Origin of the sequence: Microcoleus sp. D2_18a_B4, from assembly GCF_036702475.1 — a bacterium.
Classification (GTDB): domain Bacteria; phylum Cyanobacteriota; class Cyanobacteriia; order Cyanobacteriales; family Microcoleaceae; genus Microcoleus.
In genome coordinates this window covers 57,510-75,577 of the sequence record NZ_JAUBTL010000021.1, presented here as the reverse complement: position 1 = coordinate 75,577, position 18,068 = coordinate 57,510, and the positions used below count along the sequence as shown (strand labels likewise).

Genomic DNA, 18,068 nt, shown 5'->3' with positions numbered 1-18,068 from the left:
GGTTTTTTTTATTCTTCAACCGCGTCCGCAAGACGCCAAGACGTAAGATAATTGGAGGATTGCCAAGGGTGAAAAGGAGACAGTTTTGAATGTCAACAAACACGGGGAGGCGAAGATATCGCACGCCTGAGTGCTAGTCTGAGGCCAGTAGACTTCCAGAAGCCTTGTTACAGATTAATTATTAAGGACAAAAACTGAAGTTATAGCTCGGATCAAATAAAAGCGCGATCGGTTTTTTGGGCTCATGAATATTGACAAGTCTCAAAAGCTAATAGCTTTTAGGTACAAACTGAGAAAATTTTCAGCAGTCAATTTGACTAACCAGAAAGAAACGATCGCTCTGGCGTTTGGCAGTAGCTGCGGCAAGCGAATGTTATGACTTGACTATCAAAATGGGAAATTTACGTTTTAGATCTTCAGCAAATCAATACAGATGGATTGCCCTAGGCAGTTTTGCTGTAATTATGGGTATTTCAGGCGCCCTGGCCTACCGCCTCGCCCCGCCCCCCGGATTCATGGCTCAAGGCACTCTCACTTCTAATAATCCGCCCGTCAAATTTTCGACCACGGGCACGACAATTCTCAAGCAGGGAGAGCAACTCACCCCGGAGGTTCTCCTAGCAGATAATGTTGTCAAAGCAGTGGCAGATGCAGTTAAGCTCTCGCCCCAGCAAGTTCGACAAAATGCTAGTGTCAAGATTTCTAAGGCGGAACAACCCCTAGAAATTGTGGTTGGGTATCGCTCGCTCGATCAGCAGCAAGCAATCCAAACGGCGGATATGTTGATGAAGGGCATGGTTGAAAAAAGCCGCCTGATTAACAGATATCGGTGGCAATCAGTCAATCAGTCGCTCAACCAACGCTTGGCACAAGTCACTCAAGACCTGAAACAAGCTCAGCAAAAACTCGACCAATACGAAAGAGAGCGCGCTCGCCTGTTGCAGCAAATGAAGCTTCAGCAAGACTTTTACAACAAAACTCAGCTTGCAATGGCGGATACGCAAGCGTCGGAAAAAGAAATGGTTAGCAGTTTGGCCGCTGCTACAGTGCCACAAATTGTGGCGACGCCCACGAGCGATCCGACAGTGCCTCTGATTTTGGGAATTGGCTTGCTGTTGGCGATTTTGGTCAGCCGCGGTTTGATTCCTTCGGTGGCGGATTGGAGGTACAAAGCAGCTTTTCAACGAGAAGAGAGCGAAAGGCTCCAAAGTGCTTTGTACCGACTGATCAAAGAAGGCCGGGGCGAAATCACTCTGGTGCGGTTTGCGATGGAGACGCGGCTGTCGCCGGATGTGGCTCAGCGTTTTTTGAACCAACAAGCTGAAGTCTTTAATGCCAATTGCGAAATTAAAGACGACGGCAGCATCTTGTATCACTTCCACATTTAAAGGGCTGGGGCGATCGCGCTTCACAGAAAAATTTAGCCGATCGGGCCCTGACTGCTTGATCGGCTTGTTTTTTTCTTAATCTGATATCTTGCACCATTGTCAGCAACAGGCTTTTCGGCCTGTTCCACAAAATATAAATTTTCTTGTGGAACAGGCCGAAAAGCCTGTTCATAAAAGACTAATTGAGAAGGGTGCAACATCTCAGTTAATAGGACTTATATCAGGTTCGGTCGATCGACTATCCCCCTCTAGGTAGGCGCGGGTTTAGGGCATCTATAACTTATACTAATACTACAGATTTTGGTGAACCCGCCGACGCGAGCTGGCGTTGCGGTGATTTTACCCGACATCAGATTACGCTCAACCCGGTTTCTAAGGTTGTAGGATGCCCCGCAGCTAAAAATTGCTCGATCGACATAGGTGTTGAGTAACGTAGAGCACCCGAAGATTGTGCCAGTTCGTCCCAGACTGGCTAAAAAATATTTTTTTTGTGTTCCGCTTGCTTTTTGCTTAAATATATGTACAATTATAAAAAATAAGTAAATCTACGGTTGCTTTTTACCGGACTTACCGGATTAAGGGTACTTTATCCTTAAATATTTCTTAAGTTAGAAGTCAACTCAGTAGAAATGCTGTAGTATAGAACAATAAGCGATTCAGGGATGTTATGTAGTTTCACATCAGAAACTCGATCGGGCAAAAGCCTAGAATCAAACTCCCCGACTGAAAGGGTACATTTTCACATTGAACTTTTGTAATAACCGAGAGGCTAAATCATGATTTTGGAAATAATTGGTTCTTCTTTCCTAGCTTACTTTTTGCTAATGTCGGTCGCTAATTACGGCGACACTGGAATGTAGATTAGTTAAGGCACTTATGCACCGAGACATAAGGCAGCAGGCAAAAAAAGCTGTTTGACAACTTGTTGACAACTTCGATTAAGTCTCAGCTTGGGCCATGTCTGTCGTGTCAGAGTAGTGTCTGATCAAACAAAAAAATGGATGAAGGAGTCGTTAAGTACCGCTGTGACTGGGAAGAAGCAGACCCTGTAGCTGCCCGGAACATAGCAGATTTGATGGACTGGCGCGATCGGCTCCACGCTTGGGGATTAATTGGCGTCTACGAAAATGGCATAGGGTTTGGCAACGTCAGCGTCAGACTCGGCAATTCAGGCCAATTCGTGATTTCGGGAACCCAGACTGCACACTTGAAAACTCTGGGACCAGAATTCTACTGTACTGTTACCGAATTTAACTTAGAAAAAAATTTCCTCGGCTGCCGGGGCCCCGTACAAGCTTCGTCGGAGTCCCTGACTCACGGGGCCCTGTACCTTCAGAGAGAGGAGGTGGGCGGGATTATTCACGTCCACAATCCTAAGCTATGGCAGCAAATGCTGTTTAAGATTCCTACTACTAGAAAAGAAATACCTTACGGCACTCCCCAGATGGCCTTAGAAATGTTTAGACTTTTTGAGGAGGAGAATTTGGCGGAGCGCAAAATTCTGGCGATGGCCGGTCACGAGGACGGCATTATCTGTTTTGGCAGCACCGTGGACGAAGCTGGCAAAGTGCTTTCGGCTGCGATTAATGAGATTGGAGTTGAGCGTTGATCTCTCGAACGGTTGATCCCTCGCCTCGGTTGTGGTAAAGAACGAGCATCAAACTCTCGCAACCAGCTCAAAAATTGCCAAGTGCCTCTTGCCTCTGTGGTAATGGAAAGATATTCTAAATAGCAGATATATACTAGATCTAATCGTAAAAGCTGAGAGTCATTGTCAGTAACCCAGCCCTAAAGGGACTGAGCTTGGTCCCGACTGATTGAGCAAGCTGTACTGACCAGCCTAAGACTTTAGAAGTCTACGTTATTTGGGTCATGACACTCCTTGAATGCGACGCTAGTTTTCCGATCTGTCGCTTGTAGTTAAACAGCCTTAAGGTCACTGAGGCAGTGCTGCAAGCTTAACAAGCTCTTATAACATTGGCGAAGCGAACATTACCCCGAAAGGGAGCCGGAGATAACCATATCTCCACAGAGGGGTAATTATACCCCTCTACCCCTCGCCGGAGGGGAAAGCGGATTCAAGGCGGTGGTCACGCTCGCCCTTCGTCTTCGCTCAGGATAAACTCCGTCGAATATATTGAAACCACCCGTGTTATTTACCTCTCAGGGCTCAAGCCTCTGATTTTCCCACTTACCGAGGAGCATTTTTATGAATCAAACTAAACTTGTAAGCTCAAAAGAATTGCAATCAGAGGTATCTCGTCTCACCGAAGAGCTGCAAATGCGCGACCAATTGGTGCAGCAGTTGTCTCAAGAACTTTTCAGGCTGGTGAAGGGCAATTCTAATTTTGTGCCGGCGCCGGAAGTTTCCGATCGCCACCAAGCTCAAATGCAGGCAATGCGGGAACAACTCCAAGCTGTTGAAGAACAGGTGGGTTTTTATCAGGAACAAATCGCAGAGCGGGATGCTGAGGTTTACCAACTGCGACAGTCGGTGCAAGAATTGACGGATCGCTCTCGGATGCTAGAACAGGTGGTTCAGGAATTGCCGGGGGTTTACCGCCAGAAGTTTGCCGAGCGGCTCGATCCGATTAAGGAAAAGTTGGAGCAATTGCAAAAGGAAAACCGCCAGTTGCACACTGAGTTGCAAAGCGTAACTTACCGTCTCGCTGTGCGGAGCCGCAAGGCTAAGGGCCTGGATCTGCCGAGCGTCGATGAAACGGACGATCGGGGAATTCAAATGCCGAGCTTTGGCAATGTCTAAGGTTTTGATTGTCGCGGGTGGTGAGAAAGATCCGGCCCCAAGTCTCAAGGCGGCGATCGCTCAATCTGATCCTTTAACTGAAGTCAATATCTGTGGGGTTTCTGAACTCCATTCTGGCGCGATCGCTCCGGGTGGGGCGATCGTTTGTCCTTTGACGCTGGATGTGCCAGAAAATCTGGTTTTTCCGGCTCAAGATGTGTTTCGATTTTGTAGCAATGTTTCGGCGGCGCGCGATCGAGTGTCCCAGGAGTTGCTTTTTCCCGTCGGTGGTGGCAATTTTTGGCTGCCTGTGGTGTTGACTGCAAAGGGGCCACTGTATGCTGAGGTGATCGGTGGGGAACCTTCTAAGCAGTCTGGCGAGTTTAGTTACTCTCAACCGGTGCATTTGTCGGATGTTTGGCGACAGCAGTTGTATGAGTTGGCTTACCGCTTGCTGAATCTTTTAAATGCGCCGCCGGCGACTTATTTGATGCAGTTCGGGTTCGTAGGGGAAAGGATTTGTTTCGATCGACTTTGGCCTTTTCCGGCTGCACCTGCGATCGCTTCTGTCGGCGTTCAAGTGCCGGATTTATTTGTTTGTCATTGGTATTGCTTGACAAATAAACCTATTTATGATATTGAAATTAGCTCTGCGGTTGCTGGAAGTCTATTGGAAACTTGAGATTTAAACTAGGGATCTCATTTTAATCAAGCAACTAAAGCCGGAGTTTCAGTGGAGATAACTTGCTCGAAACTGTCGAAGATTTCAAAGAGTTGGTCGAGTTGAGTAATTTCAAATATTAGCCTGACTGTTGCTGAGAGGTTGCAGATGACGAGGCGGCATCCCCGGTGGCGGGCGGCGTTGAGTCCGCCGACTAAGGCACACAGCCCGGAACTGTCGATGAAATCTACGGCGGCCATGTCTATTACCCAGAGTTTGTGGCGATCGGGCACAATCTCGGCTAGCTGTTGCTGGAGGAGGCTGCCGGCTTGGGAGTCGAGGCAGTTGTGAGGTTGAAGGACGATGGGTTGGTTGAAGTTGGAAAATTCCATAGCAGTTATCCTACGATCGTAAAGTATGAATAAGTTAGTTTAGTTGCTGACTCTCTTGAGAGACTCAGGGGATTTCAGCGTATGTTTTAGGATTGGCGATCGCCCTTGTGGGAATCCGTGGGGAGAGCCGTTGTGATAAATTTAGTAGGAAACTGGCTGGCGATCGCGCGGAACGCAACCGCAACAATTCTCTATTCCTCTAGTATGCCTGAAAGCCTAATTTTTAGTGGGGCCAGCGATCGCGACAACAGTGTGTTTTTCATCACAGCGAAAGATTGCACTATTGGCTGAATCGAGCCAATATATAAATGTATTGAGCTTTGCAAAAGTTTACGAAGGCAGTATCGAATGTCTTTTGAGTTTTTATCGTTAGAGACTATTCAGCAGTTTGCGCGCGATTACGGCTACTGGGCAGTATTCCTGGGAATTTTGCTGGAAAATCTGGGAGTTCCTCTTCCAGGCGAGACAATTACGATTGCTGGCGGGTTTTTAGCTGGCAGTGGGGAACTGAATTACTGGTTTGTGCTCGGCAGTGCGATCGCGGGTGCTACATTGGGGGGAAATTTTGGTTATGCGATCGGCAGGTACGGCGGCTGGCCACTCCTGCTGAAGCTGGGACAATTTTTCCGCTTCCGAGAAGAACAACTGTTTGACTTAAAAGAACAGTTTAGCAAAAATGCAGCTAAAGCCGTATTTTTGGGCCGTTTCATTGCACTGCTGCGAATTTTTGCTAGCCCCCTAGCAGGTATTGCAGAAATGCCTTTTTGGAAATTTTCGCTGTTCAATGTTCTGGGTGCTGCAAGCTGGGCATCTGTAATGGTAAGTTTATCCTACTTCTTGGGACAAGTTGTGTCTTTAGAGAAATTGGTAGCTTGGGCTGCTCAATTTGCGGTATTTGCTTTGCTGTTAGCAGTTGCTTGGATTGCAATTCCTATTTGGTTGGAGTCGCGGAGTTTGGACAAGACTAAATAGGGTTGCAATCCGTTACCCAAAAAAATCAATATTCTTGTGGAACGGGCCGGAGAGCCCGTTCTTTATAATATTTGAACATACGAGCTTAAACTTACATTTTGTGCCAAGATTAGCAACGGGCTAGAAGCCCGTTCCACAAAAAATAAACTTTTGGTAAAAAAAAACTACATTTATAATAGGTAGAAATAATGGGATACACTACAATATTTGACGGAACATTTCATTTAAATAAACGGTTATTAGACAGCGAAGCTATTTACTTATTAGAGTTTTCTCGCACTCGACGGATGAAGCGAAATCCTGCTATTTTGCAAAGTATTCCCGATTCGGCAAGAGAAGCAGTTGGTTTACCTGTGGGCGAAGAAGGCTGCTATTTTGTGAATGAAAAATGGGATGAAGACTCCGAAGTTTCCGTTGTCGATTACAACCGCCCGCCGAAGACTCAGCCCGGATTGTGGTGTAAGTGGATTCCTACTGCTGACGGCGGGGGGATTCAGTGGAGCGGCGCGGAAAAGTTTTATGATTATGTCGAATGGTTGCAGTATCTGATCGACAATTTTCTGAAACCTTGGGGTTATGTTTTAAATGGCGAAGTGAATTGGCAGGGGGAAAGGGAAGAAGATATAGGAATGATTTTAGTTGCCAGCAATCTGATTATTTTGCCAGAAGGTGCTGAGGAATTGTTGAGGTATGCAGTGTCGCCGGTATCGGTGCCAAATTTTGTTTGGGATTGTTTGAAGGCGGTGCAAGCGGCGGGAGTTAGCCTGACAATTTGGTATGAGGTAGTCGATCGAGCTGTGGAGTTGGGACACGGGGAAGCAGCGCTGTGGATTAAGCCTAATATTGAGAAGTATTTTGATGGTTTGAACCGGGGTTTTGAGTTTGAGGGGAATCTAATTGAGACGAAAGATTTGGGATTGTGAGTAGTAGTTTTGATTTGTGGATGATGCGACTATAATTGTGAGTAGGAGCAAATGAGGATTTACTATGACGGCATTAACAGAAATCCGCGAAGAATTAGCTGAGGACAAAGTTGAGGAAAAAGTACAGACTTATTACTCTCCCGAAGAGTATTTAATGCTGGAACAGGGGGCAAAATTTAGAAGTGAATATCAGGATGGCAGGATAATCCCTATGACAGGCGGAACACCGAATCACAATCAAATAGCTGGCAATTTTTATGGGACATTAAATTTTGCTACCAAAGGACAACCGTACCGAGTATTTATAAACGATTTGCGTTTGTGGATACCGTCGAAGCGGGTTTATACTTATCCTGATGTGATGTTGGTTGCGGGGAAGTTGGAGTTTGCTGAGGGTAGGAAAGATACGATTACTAATGCGGTGATGGTGGCTGAGGTTTTATCGGAATCGACGGCGGATTATGACAGAGGTGGCAAGTTTAAACTTTTTCGCACGATTCCTACTTTTCGAGAGTATGTTTTGATAGATCAATACGAGATGCACGTTGAACAGTTTGTTAAGACGGATGATAATAAGTGGGTTTTGTCTGAGTATGATGGTGCTGATGCGGTGTTGAGATTGAGTTGTGTGGAGTTTGAGATGCGGTTGGGTGATATTTACGATCGCGTGGATTTTGAGTCTGAGTCTGAGGAGTGAGGGTGATATTAAAACCACCAATTTCGGGGCGATTGAAAATCGCGTCTACACAAACTCTCCTCCGCGCAACGCGAGACTGGGAGAACAGATGAAATCTGATAATTTTGAGGAAAGTTTCACCGCGACACTTCTGAATAACCAGGAGGACATTTTATATTTGAAAGGTTGGTAGCTGTTGGTTTTTCTGGAAGCTTTATTGAAGGTTGATTACTTTCACAAAGTATGTGTTCGGTAGTAGATTGACCACTAGCTGTCTTACCTGAAACTACTATACCTGTATAGTTATTTAATCCCTCTGTCTTGGCTAAAGCAATTGCTTGAACCCAACGATTATCATTACTTAAAACAATACTATATGAATAATTTTCTGTTTCTGACTTGATACCTATTACAGGTAATTTTTCTATCCTAGCTGCGAACCTGGAATTCTCAGCATAAAAAGCTTGTTGTCCTTTGTTCATTGAAGAAATATATTGTTTCGCTTCTGACTGTTTAGCCTTGTTTACTTGAGCTTGAACATTCATGACTGTAACATTTGCAGGCAATGTCGTTCGAGCCGAGATTTTTTTCAACAGGCTGGCCTTGTCACTAAAAGAATAGGGTCTGGGTTGGTTATCTATAGTATTACCTAATTGTAAGCGCAATTGACCATCTGTCGTGAAATCAAAAATTGTCCTTGAAGTAATTTGACCTCCTACTAATATATCCAGATGTTTCGGTTGAGGATTTACATTAATCTTGTACTCCATTTCTAAAGCTGAAGTAGGTGAATTCAATATAAACAACTTCCCTTCAGGGGTAAAAATCAATGTTAAAGACTGGCCGGAAATTTGCCCTTGCCATTGACCTATCAGTTTTTTAGCAACAGAGTTTTGAGGAATAGCAGTAGCTACAGAAGTTGAAAAAATTTTAGGATTGATTAAATTCGAGAATCCAAATCCATCTATCGCTAATAATACTGTTGAGCCAGCACCAATTAATGTCCATTTCCAAGATATGAGATTGGATTTTTTTTGAGGATTAGTCATAGTAATTACTTTGTGGTAGCTAGAGCATAAACTGCCGAGTCAAGAGAAATTCAAGAATCAACTAAGGAGCAGACATAGTAAGAGTGTAATCGGTGTCTCTAAGTTTTGACCGTACAAGAACAATGTAATTACCTACTCTTAAAGTGGTTTTAATTATTCCTGGCTTTGAGTTAAAAGCAGATGTATTTTCAAGTTGATAGTGAATTACTCCTGTTCCCTTTCTATCTGAGTACAAAACCATTTCTACTTCGCTATTAACGCCACCTAAAGACAGACTAATGCTAGAAGGATTTGCCAGTTGAAAACTGTAAAATTTCTGTCTGTGTTTTAAATTAATACTCCCGTTTTTAGTAAGGGTTTTGTCCTCTAAGTAACCAACATTTTCTATTTGAGTTGTATTGTTAATTATTTGCAGTGAATATGGAGTATCTCTAGCTTTCAATTTTACAACAAGAATGTAGCTTCCCACACCCAATTCTTGTTCAATTACTCCTGTTCTTGACTTAATAGCAGATGTATTTTCAAGTTGATATTGAATTGATCCAGTACCATCTCTATCTGAATAGAGAAACATTTCTACTTCGCTATTCACGTCATCTAAAAATAGGCTGATATTACTGGGATTATCTATCTTAAAACGGTAACGATTCTCTAAATTATTAGAGCTAACATTACCAGCGAAGGAACAAGAACGCTCCAAAGAACCAAGGTTTACGGTACTGCCATTTTGCTCTGCTGTGCAAGGCTTTTCGTCAGCAGATAGTTTTACTGGAGATGGCGATGGCGAAACTGGCGCTGGAGTCTCCGGTGCAGGAGAAGAAGTGGATGTTGGTGATGAAGAAGGAGTAGAATCTGATTTAGGAGAGTCAGGTGAAGGCGAAGAGCTAACTGTGGTCGGTGGAGCTGGAATGACAGGTCTAGGTTCTGGTGGATTTGAACATTTCAAAATACCAAACCTACATAGAACCTCACTTCCAACAAGCCAGGTTCCTATATTTGCTATATTTGCAAGCGCAACTAAACCGCCTGCAATACCTCCCAAAACTATAGCAATCCCTATTCTTCTTCTAGGTGCGCTAGGGCCTCCACTACCGCCACTACTGCTACCAGTTCCACTGCTACCAGTTCCACTGCTACCGCTACCACCGCTACCAGTTCCAGTGCTACCGCTACCGCCGCTACTACCAGATGACATTAATATCTTCCTCTTCTACTAAGAATTGTTGTTCAGTCACATTGCTTTCTAATAACTAGCCTGATATTGTTAAGAACGACATCAAGCTAGTACCGTTATTTTTTGCCTAGTTCCACCTAATCATCTTTTATATTCAGATCCTTAACGAAGAAGCTATCAAATAAATTATTGCCAAAAACCAATCCTGTTAACGCCCAACTTCCATCGGTATAGCGCGAGAATGTCGCTTCCCCCGGCCCCGAAAAGTTTTGCTCACTTATTGTACCAAGCATGTTTGTTTTGACAATTAAATTTGATACCTGTAATGTAGCTACAGCAGTATTATCTGGATTTTCCCGAACTCCTGCTATCTCAATTGTTCCACTTCTGGAAGCTTTCCATTTATTAACTATTTTTTCGGCTTTTTTTGTAGAAAGTGACTTATCTTGTTTAATTAAGTCACACCCCGTAGTTAAAGTAGACAATACTGCTACACTACCAATGTAAGATAAGGTAATTAAACTGAATGTTAGCAAACTTTTACTTAACATGAAGCTTCCTGTTAGTCAATTAATGAGCGGGAAAATTTTACCGAGGCGGGGGTCTTTTACGACACTCAAGCAATACTGTTTTTGTTGATTACATTCCATATTATCAAATCCACATCTGTCTTAAGAATCAAAAAAGTAACATAAAAGTATTGCAAAAGTAGTATAAAAGTAATAACCCAAGAGGAATTACGCAACTGACAGAATTAGTAGGGTGCGTCTGTTGGGAAAACCCTAATTTTTCGTACTAAACTCAAGACTGACGCACCATACAAGCTAGTTAAAGTGTGACAATTGCGAGGACTGAACCCAAATCTAGAGACCAAGTGGTTGGACTGTTATGCTAGAATCTGGTATTAGGGAGAAATTAGATATGTCAGGAGACTTTAACACATGACTGTTGACGAAGCCATAACGATCGCAGAAACAGCCCTCAACTACGATCGCCTCAACAAGATTCAAGAGATAGTGTTTCGTCAATCCTGGGAAGGACAGTCTTATAAAGAAATTGCAGCCAGCACAGAATATGAATATGATTATATCAAAGATGCTGGTGCTAAACTATGGAAACTACTTTCAAAAGCACTAGAAGAAAAAGTTAAAAAAGATAATCTCAAATCAGTCTTAAAGCGATACTTACGGCGAACTCAAGTGAATCTACAGCGAAATCTGACAATAGAAGTTAACCTCAGCGGTGCTAATCTCAGCGGAGCAAACTTAAGCGGTGCTAGATTATTCGCAAATTTAAATGAAGCTGATTATGGTCAAGCTGATTTGGATAAAACAATAAATGCTGATAGTGAAACTGAATTATCTGGCTCAGAAAACGAAATTAACTGGAATGGTTTTCGCCTTCACTCCGACGCACAAGTAAAAATTGCCGAAATACTCGATCGCACTTCCACTCTCTTCATCCCCAACTCCCAACTGCGACTCGCAACACCCGCAGGGAGACAAAACCAACAAGCTGACTTTCTGATCTTCCACCAAAACAAGCTAGGGATACTGAAAATTGACAGTGGATCATCCCATCCAAACACAACAGAAGATGAAAAGTGCCAGCTTTTCATAGATTCTGGCATCAGTCTTGTCAAACATTACGATCCTACCCGATGCAGCCAACAACCCGATCTAGTTGTGCAGGAGTTTTTGGAAATTTTGAGTCACGTACAAGCCTAATAAGCTGTTTTTTATTTAAACTGTGATACAAACATTACCTGGGTTTTTGATATTTTCTCACTTCAACAATTAACAATCCTTCATTTCAGAGTCGATGTAATAAATAGTATAGATATTCAATTAATTTAAACGTTCGGCGGAAATCTTTACACTAATTCACGGAATTAATTTTGAATTATACCATATTTAAAAGCACAATAACTTATTTCAATTGCATTTAAAATTGTAGCAACGAGTTATCTCTTGTGAATTCCTTTTTCTCTTTCATCCTCTGCGTCCTCTGCGTCCTCTGCGGTTACTTTTAAAATTATAAATTTAACCGCAGATATACACAGATGAAGGCAGATTGAGATGGTCTGTTAACGCATAAAACAAAGCGAAGCAATCTTCAGCCCCTGCGATTGCTTCTTACTAATTATCCACGATCAATTCTCCTTTCCCCTCAATCACTTCCCCGATCGCCCAAGCACCAATCCCCTGAGATTCAAACCATTTAACAGCCCGATCGACTTCTGTGCGATCGAGCAACAGCACAAACCCAATCCCCATATTAAAAGTATTGAACATATCTGCTGTGGCAACTTGGCCCGCTTCAGCAATCCACTGGAAAATTGGCAAATTTGGCCAGCTATTGCTGTCAATTTTCACAGATTGATTAACTCCCAAACAGCGGGGCAAATTTTCCGGCAAACCGCCGCCCGTAATGTGAGCCATGCCGTGAATTTCGAGACCGCTCTTAATGGCTTCGAGGACTGGTTTAACATAAATTTTAGTCGGAGTTAGCAGCACTTCTCCTAAAGTTTTGCCACCTAACTTTTCGGGTTGGGAATCCCAGCCAAAACCCCCATCGCCCGCAATTTTCCTCACCAAACTAAAACCGTTGCTGTGCACGCCCGAACTTGCCAGCCCCACAGCCACATCTCCCACCTGCACCCGCGAACCGTCCAACAATTTGCTCTTTTCGACAATTCCCACACAAAACCCCGCCAAATCGTACTCACCCGCTTGGTAAAAACCGGGCATTTCTGCCGTTTCCCCTCCGAGCAAAGCACAGCCTGCTTGCTTGCAACCGTCAGCAATGCCGGCCACCACCGCAGCTAATTGTTCGGGATTTAACTTTCCCGTCGCTAAATAATCGAGAAAAAAGAGGGGTTCGGCCCCGGATGTCAGCACGTCGTTGACGCACATCGCCACCAAGTCGATACCTACCGTGTCGTGCCGATCGAGATTGTGGGCCAATTTCAACTTAGTCCCAACGCCGTCAGTACCCGAAACCATCACCGGCTCTTTTAAACCCTCCGGGACGCTGAAAAACCCGCTAAACCCGCCGAATCCGCCCAAAACTCCCGATCGGTGCGTGCTCTTGACCATACTCCCGATGCGCGAGACAAAAGCTCTGCCCGCCTCAACATCCACACCTGCTTCTCGATAATCCATAAGTCCGCCAAATCGATTTCTTCTAATTTTTAGTTTATTCCCATAACAGTTGACAAACAGCTTTTTTAAGACTAGCCATTCGGCAGCCCACAAAATACACTAAATTTTTGTAAATTTTTGTAAATTTTTCCGTAAAGACTGAAACGGCTGTAAGCACTGGAACTAAAGGGTTTTATGATAGAGGGTTTTGAGAAAATTTGATGAAGATTTGGTGAAAAGCGCGATCGCAGCGATCCCCAACCGCAAAAGTTTGTGGTAGTCTGTTGCAGTTCGTGAACAACACACAAATTGCGGATCGAGTATGAGTTGTCAAGTGTCAGGGAAGTTTCCGCCAAATTTTTTTGGGGCGGAAGCATTAAAGCAAAAACGCACCCGGATACTTTGGTTTGACTCACGGGGGAATGGCGAAGGGCAAGAGAGAAATCCTTGACGCCTGTCGCCAAACGGCCAATCCTCCAATCTCGGTTGGCAATGGCTATTCACAAAAATGGACGTATGAAGGAAAAATTTGTTGGTGGTCTACTCGCTGTCCTGTTAGTTCCTGTGGTAGGAACGGCATCCTCTTGTCACGCACAAGCAACAGGTGCCGACAACCAAAACTCTCAGGTTTCCAAGCAAGTAATTGCCACCCAACCGTCCCGGCAGTTAAACGCTACTCGGGTCGAAGCGCAAAAAGTCGGACAGTATCAGTATCAAGCAAGAGCTGAAATTGCCCGAGACTCGATCGCCAAAATTCAGCCCCACAACTTAGGCGGGCGACAAGCAGCGACAGTCTACGTGCGAAACATTCCAGTCATCACATTTCTCAACGCCAGTCCGGAAACAAACACGCCTTTGGGAGAAACTGGCAACAGCCAAGCCCGTCCTAGCAGTCCGTCAAAAGTAGCGGGCGCAAGAGAAAATCCCAAAGTCGGAAACCTTGCCAGCAACTCTAGCAACCAAGAACCCGATCCCATTTGGCGGGCATCAAGCTTAGCAGCAAGACTCAATCAGCTAGCCCGCAACAACATCGATCCCAACAGCATTACCGTTAAGTGGGAAAAAGGCGATCGCTACATTATCCAGGCAAACGGCGAGGAGTTGGTAAACATCAACGCCGAAACCATCCTCCCCGACACCACCAGCAACTTTAGCCGAGACGCCCTGCAAGCAACCAATCGCCTCCGCCGGCTTATGGGCAACGCCCCACCCCTGGAAGAAGTCGCAGGCAAACCCCAACCAGAACGCTCCGTGCTGTCTATGGGCCCAGTTCAAGTGCGCCTCAGCGGCTGGGCTTCCTGGTACGGCCCAGGATTTAACGGCAACCTCAGCGCCAGCGGCGAGCGTTTCAACCAAAATGATATGACCGCAGCCCACCCAAATTTGCCTTTTGGAACGAGAGTCATGGTGAGAAATCTCGACAACGGCCGCACTGTGGTCGTCCGCATTAATGACCGCGGCCCCTATGTGGGCGATCGGCTCATTGACTTGTCCGCCGGCGCCGCCAGCGTGCTAGGAATGATCAGCAGTGGCGTTGCCAGAGTGGAAATCGAAGTGATCGAACCGCAGCAGCAAACAACTGTTGGACGCTGAACGGTAGTCTAAGGCAGAATACAAAAGTTATCCGAAGTGTAGAAAGCAGAAAGTAGAATAAAACTGACATCTTGCACCATTGTCAAGAACGGGCTCTCCGGCCCGTTCCACAAAGAATGAGTTTTCTTGTGGAACAGGCATCTTGCCTGTTCCTAAACAACTAATTGAGAATGGTGCAAGATGTGAGATAAAACTGACATCTTGCACCATTCTTTAGTGGAACAGGCCGGAAAGCCTGTTCTTGACGGTGGTGCAAGATGTCAAGTCGAACAAATTCTGACAAATAAACTCTGCATTCTGCCGAATGCCTTCAGGAGATTCTACCGGTGCGCCTGTTTACTACCATTGCAGCACTTCGCTGCTACTTAAATTTACAAAAGTCTGCTGCACCTCATTTGACAGTCGGTTTGGTGCCGACGATGGGAGCTTTGCACGCAGGGCATCTGAGCTTGATCCAGCGGGCAAGGCAAGAAAATGCGATCGCCCTGGTCAGCATTTTTGTCAACCCGCTGCAATTTGGGCCGACAGAAGATTTTCAAGATTATCCTCGGAATATCGAGCAAGACCGGCTGTTGTGCGAACAAGCTGGCGTTGATGCCATATTTGCTCCCTCAGCAACCGAAATGTTCGGCAACCAAGCCGTCGAGCGTACAGAAACAGAGCAAACCGCCCAAAAACAGATAGAGATTCACCTTTCATCCTTAACTCAAGTAGTGCCGCCACCGGCGATGACATCGGTTTTGTGCGGCAAAGCAAGGCCCGGTCATTTTCAGGGCGTCGCGGCAATTGTTACTAAACTTTTGAGTTTGGTGCAGCCGACAAAAGCTTATTTCGGTCAAAAAGACGCCCAGCAGCTAGCAATTATTCGGAAGCTGGTCTTGGATTTTAACTTGCCTGTAGAGATTGTCGCTTGTCCGATCGTCCGCGAAGAGTCGGGACTGGCAATGAGTTCTCGCAATCAGTATTTAACAGCAGAGCAAAAACAGCAAGCCTCCGTACTCTACCGCGCGCTGCAACAAGCCTCGAAAACTTTTGCTTCAGGGGATCGCACCGCAGCAGCCGCACTCGCTTCCGCCCACGCAGCAGTCGCAGAAGAACCCGCAGTCAAGCTCGAATACGCCGAAATCGTCGATTCCGAAACTTTGACGCCCTTGCAGGTTGTGGAAACAGCGGGACTTTTAGCCGTGGCAGCCAGAGTTGGCTCTACTCGTTTGATTGACAATATAATTCTCAGGAATCGCCGGCCAATTGTGGCGATCGACGGCCCGGCGGGAGCAGGAAAATCTACCGTAACTCGCCTTGCCGCAACAGCTTTGAACTTGTTTTATCTGGATACCGGCGCGATGTATCGGGCGCTGACTTGGCTGGCATTGAAAACAGACACGCCGATTTCCGACGAATGCGCGATCGCCGAATTAATCAGTTCCAGTTATTTGGAATACAACCTCGATCCCGCATCAAAGATGTTGAAGATTAACGGCGAAGACGTAACCGAGGCAATTCGTAGTTTGGAAGTGACATCCCGCGTCTCGGAAATGGCGGCACTTCCCGCCGTGCGGCAGTTTCTGCTGGAGGAACAGCGGCGCTGCGGCACAAAAGGCGGAATTATAGCAGAAGGCCGCGATATCGGCACTAACGTGTTTCCCGATGCGGAACTGAAGATTTTTTTGACGGCTTCGGTACAAGAGCGATCGCGCAGGCGGCTGTTAGAACTTAAAGATACCGATCGGGCTAATATTAGCTTGGCCCAATTGGAACAAGACATCGCCCTGCGGGACGAAAAAGACAGCACCCGCGAGGTTGCACCTTTGCGTAAAGCGGCCGATGCTGTGGAAATTCAAACAGACAATCTGACTGTTGCTGAAGTTATCGATCGGATTGTCGGCTTGTACAAAGAGAGAATCGGCCCTAAAAGTTAATTTTAGGAGTGGCGGGCGGGCGATCGCCCTCATATCAAATCCGGTTAACCTCACATCTTGCACCATTCTGGCTTAACAGGCTTTCGGGTCTATCCCACAAAGAGTGAATTTTCTTGTGGAACAGGCCGAAAAGCCTGTTCCTAAAAAGCTTATTGACAATGGTGCAACATCTCACGTTAAACCAACTTGCAGTGTCAGGTAGGGACGCGGGCAGATGCGGGCTGAGTCCCTGAGAATATCGTGCCATTAATCCGATTTGAGCGCCGTCCCCCGGGCTGCGGAAAAAGTTCCACCATCCCGCGTTTTCATGGGTTAGGGGATTTCTGGCGCACAAATCTTAAATTTTTTTATCCTGACGGACTTCCCCACGATCGGTTATTTCCAGTAGCATTTTTACGGACTGTCCAATTTAAGATTATCCTCTTAAGTGGATTAACTTGATATCAACATAAAATCTCAAATTAACTGTACAAGGTGTGAAGGAGAGAATGACGTGACAAAATTGAAACTGCTGTGGAGGCGGCGAAAAACTTTAATAGTTGCTTTTATGGCAGCAACAGGAAGTTTTTTGCTGGGTGTGACATGGCCGATTAACTTGCGGGCCAATCAGCCATTGGAACCGATTCAGGCGCAAGTCTTGGCCGTATCCCAGTCGCAAGAACAACAGCCGATGTCCAATATTAATAAGTTCTCCGAGGCGATCGCCCGTCGAGTAGAATTTTCCCAAAATGCTCTAGCCCAAGTGCAGGCAATCCGATTTCAATCAGCCGTACCGGATCAGTTTCAAGGTACAACCCTTCGTCACGCGAAACTCGACTCCCAGCACAAGGCGATCGCCCTGACATTTGACGACGGCCCCTGGCCGAAAACAACTACACAAATCCTAGATATTCTCAAGGAAAATAATATTAAGGCTACATTCTTCTGGGTAGGAAGATACCTGCACAATTCTCCCGAAATTGGCAAACAGGTCGCAGCAGCCGGTCACGCGATCGGCAATCACACTTGGAACCACCAATACCTTCAGTATAACGAAGACGGTGCCGCTCGCGAGATCGATCGCACTTCATCCTTAATTGAGGAGTTAACCGGCATCCAAACATCGATGTTCCGCCCGCCAGGAGGCATTTTAAACAATGGATTGGCAGCTTACGCTCAAAAGAAAAATTATGCAGTTGTGATGTGGTCTGCTGATTCTTTTGATTGGCGAACCCTTACGGAATCTTTGATAGACAACGTGATGAGGCAGGCAAAATCCGGGGGCATTGTGCTGATGCACGACGGCGGCGGCAATCGAGCGAGAACAGTAAAGGCTTTACCTGATATTATTGCTCGATTGAGAAAGGAAGGGTACAGTTTCGTAACAGTTCCCGAGTTATTGCAGATGCAAGAACAAGACTTACAGCAACAGGAAACAGCAAAAAAATAACAATTT

18 protein-coding genes are annotated in these 18,068 nt (G+C 45.5%); 13 read left to right on the top strand and 5 right to left on the bottom strand.

All coding sequences use genetic code 11. The annotated features are described in order from the left end of the window. Window positions 1–244 precede the first annotated feature (244 nt). From QUB04_RS14655 to QUB04_RS14635, 5 genes are all read left to right on the top strand, one after another. Window positions 245–379 carry a hypothetical protein gene (locus tag QUB04_RS14655; protein ID WP_333285296.1) on the top strand — a complete coding sequence of 45 codons (135 nt, stop codon included), beginning with the start codon at window positions 245–247 and terminating at the stop codon, window positions 377–379. Window positions 380–464: 85 nt separating this feature from the next. Continuing rightward, on the top strand, window positions 465–1,388 hold the full coding sequence (locus tag QUB04_RS14650) for a hypothetical protein (protein ID WP_333141907.1): 924 nt from the start codon (window positions 465–467) through the stop codon (window positions 1,386–1,388). A gap of 997 nt (window positions 1,389–2,385) precedes the next feature. Beyond that, window positions 2,386–2,997: a class II aldolase/adducin family protein gene (locus QUB04_RS14645; RefSeq protein ID WP_333285294.1), complete on the top strand. Its 612-nt coding sequence runs from the start codon at window positions 2,386–2,388 to the stop codon at window positions 2,995–2,997. A gap of 600 nt (window positions 2,998–3,597) precedes the next feature. Further along, window positions 3,598–4,152, top strand: a complete 555-nt coding sequence (locus tag QUB04_RS14640) for an Npun_F5560 family protein (RefSeq protein ID WP_333250514.1) — start codon at window positions 3,598–3,600, stop codon at window positions 4,150–4,152. Next, entirely contained in the window at window positions 4,145–4,813 is a 669-nt protein-coding gene (locus tag QUB04_RS14635; RefSeq protein WP_333285292.1) for a hypothetical protein, read from the top strand. Before QUB04_RS14640 ends, QUB04_RS14635 begins: the two co-directional genes overlap by 8 nt. A gap of 26 nt (window positions 4,814–4,839) precedes the next feature. Here QUB04_RS14635 and QUB04_RS14630 read toward each other — a convergent pair whose 3' ends face one another. Beyond that, on the bottom strand, window positions 4,840–5,184 hold the full coding sequence (locus QUB04_RS14630) for an STAS domain-containing protein (protein WP_333285290.1): 345 nt from the start codon (window positions 5,182–5,184) through the stop codon (window positions 4,840–4,842). A gap of 132 nt (window positions 5,185–5,316) precedes the next feature. On the opposite strand from QUB04_RS14630, the gene QUB04_RS14625 reads away from it, so the two are divergent. The 4 genes from QUB04_RS14625 (at window position 5,317) to QUB04_RS14610 (ending at window position 7,776) form a co-directional block, all read left to right on the top strand. Further along, window positions 5,317–5,475, top strand: coding sequence for a hypothetical protein (locus tag QUB04_RS14625; RefSeq protein ID WP_333141902.1), 159 nt, complete (start codon window positions 5,317–5,319; stop codon window positions 5,473–5,475). A 57-nt stretch (window positions 5,476–5,532) separates the two neighbouring features. After that, a complete protein-coding gene (locus QUB04_RS14620; RefSeq protein ID WP_333179291.1) occupies window positions 5,533–6,156 on the top strand; it encodes a DedA family protein in 624 nt (207 codons plus the stop codon). A gap of 188 nt (window positions 6,157–6,344) precedes the next feature. Further along, on the top strand, window positions 6,345–7,079 hold the full coding sequence (locus tag QUB04_RS14615; RefSeq protein WP_333285288.1) for a hypothetical protein: 735 nt from the start codon (window positions 6,345–6,347) through the stop codon (window positions 7,077–7,079). 64 nt (window positions 7,080–7,143) lie between these two features. Next, window positions 7,144–7,776, top strand: coding sequence for a Uma2 family endonuclease (locus QUB04_RS14610; RefSeq protein WP_333285285.1), 633 nt, complete (start codon window positions 7,144–7,146; stop codon window positions 7,774–7,776). Window positions 7,777–7,892: 116 nt separating this feature from the next. Here the strand turns inward: QUB04_RS14610 and QUB04_RS14605 are convergent, their stop codons facing one another. The 3 genes from QUB04_RS14605 to QUB04_RS14595 form a co-directional block, all read right to left on the bottom strand. Then, a complete protein-coding gene (locus QUB04_RS14605; RefSeq protein WP_333285284.1) occupies window positions 7,893–8,804 on the bottom strand; it encodes a type IV pilin-like G/H family protein in 912 nt (303 codons plus the stop codon). A 61-nt stretch (window positions 8,805–8,865) separates the two neighbouring features. Beyond that, window positions 8,866–9,999, bottom strand: coding sequence for a hypothetical protein (locus QUB04_RS14600; RefSeq protein ID WP_333285282.1), 1,134 nt, complete (start codon window positions 9,997–9,999; stop codon window positions 8,866–8,868). Between the two features lie 116 nt (window positions 10,000–10,115). Further along, complete coding sequence (locus QUB04_RS14595) at window positions 10,116–10,529, bottom strand: hypothetical protein (protein ID WP_333285280.1); 414 nt, start codon at window positions 10,527–10,529, stop codon at window positions 10,116–10,118. A gap of 390 nt (window positions 10,530–10,919) precedes the next feature. Here QUB04_RS14595 and QUB04_RS14590 point away from each other — a divergent pair, with 390 nt between their 5' ends. Further along, the gene (locus QUB04_RS14590) at window positions 10,920–11,705 is read left to right on the top strand and encodes a pentapeptide repeat-containing protein (protein ID WP_333285278.1); all 786 of its coding nucleotides are present in this window, start codon (window positions 10,920–10,922) and stop codon (window positions 11,703–11,705) included. A 411-nt stretch (window positions 11,706–12,116) separates the two neighbouring features. Here QUB04_RS14590 and purM read toward each other — a convergent pair whose 3' ends face one another. Beyond that, on the bottom strand, window positions 12,117–13,142 hold the full coding sequence (purM, locus tag QUB04_RS14585) for a phosphoribosylformylglycinamidine cyclo-ligase (protein ID WP_333285276.1): 1,026 nt from the start codon (window positions 13,140–13,142) through the stop codon (window positions 12,117–12,119). 495 nt (window positions 13,143–13,637) lie between these two features. On the opposite strand from purM, the gene QUB04_RS14580 reads away from it, so the two are divergent. From QUB04_RS14580 to QUB04_RS14570, 3 genes are all read left to right on the top strand, one after another. Next, window positions 13,638–14,714, top strand: coding sequence for a septal ring lytic transglycosylase RlpA family protein (locus QUB04_RS14580; RefSeq protein WP_333285274.1), 1,077 nt, complete (start codon window positions 13,638–13,640; stop codon window positions 14,712–14,714). Window positions 14,715–15,040: 326 nt separating this feature from the next. Then, window positions 15,041–16,633: a bifunctional pantoate--beta-alanine ligase/(d)CMP kinase gene (locus QUB04_RS14575; protein WP_333285273.1), complete on the top strand. Its 1,593-nt coding sequence runs from the start codon at window positions 15,041–15,043 to the stop codon at window positions 16,631–16,633. 493 nt (window positions 16,634–17,126) lie between these two features. Beyond that, a complete protein-coding gene (locus QUB04_RS14570; protein WP_333285270.1) occupies window positions 17,127–18,062 on the top strand; it encodes a polysaccharide deacetylase family protein in 936 nt (311 codons plus the stop codon). The last annotated feature ends 6 nt before the right edge of the window (window positions 18,063–18,068 follow it).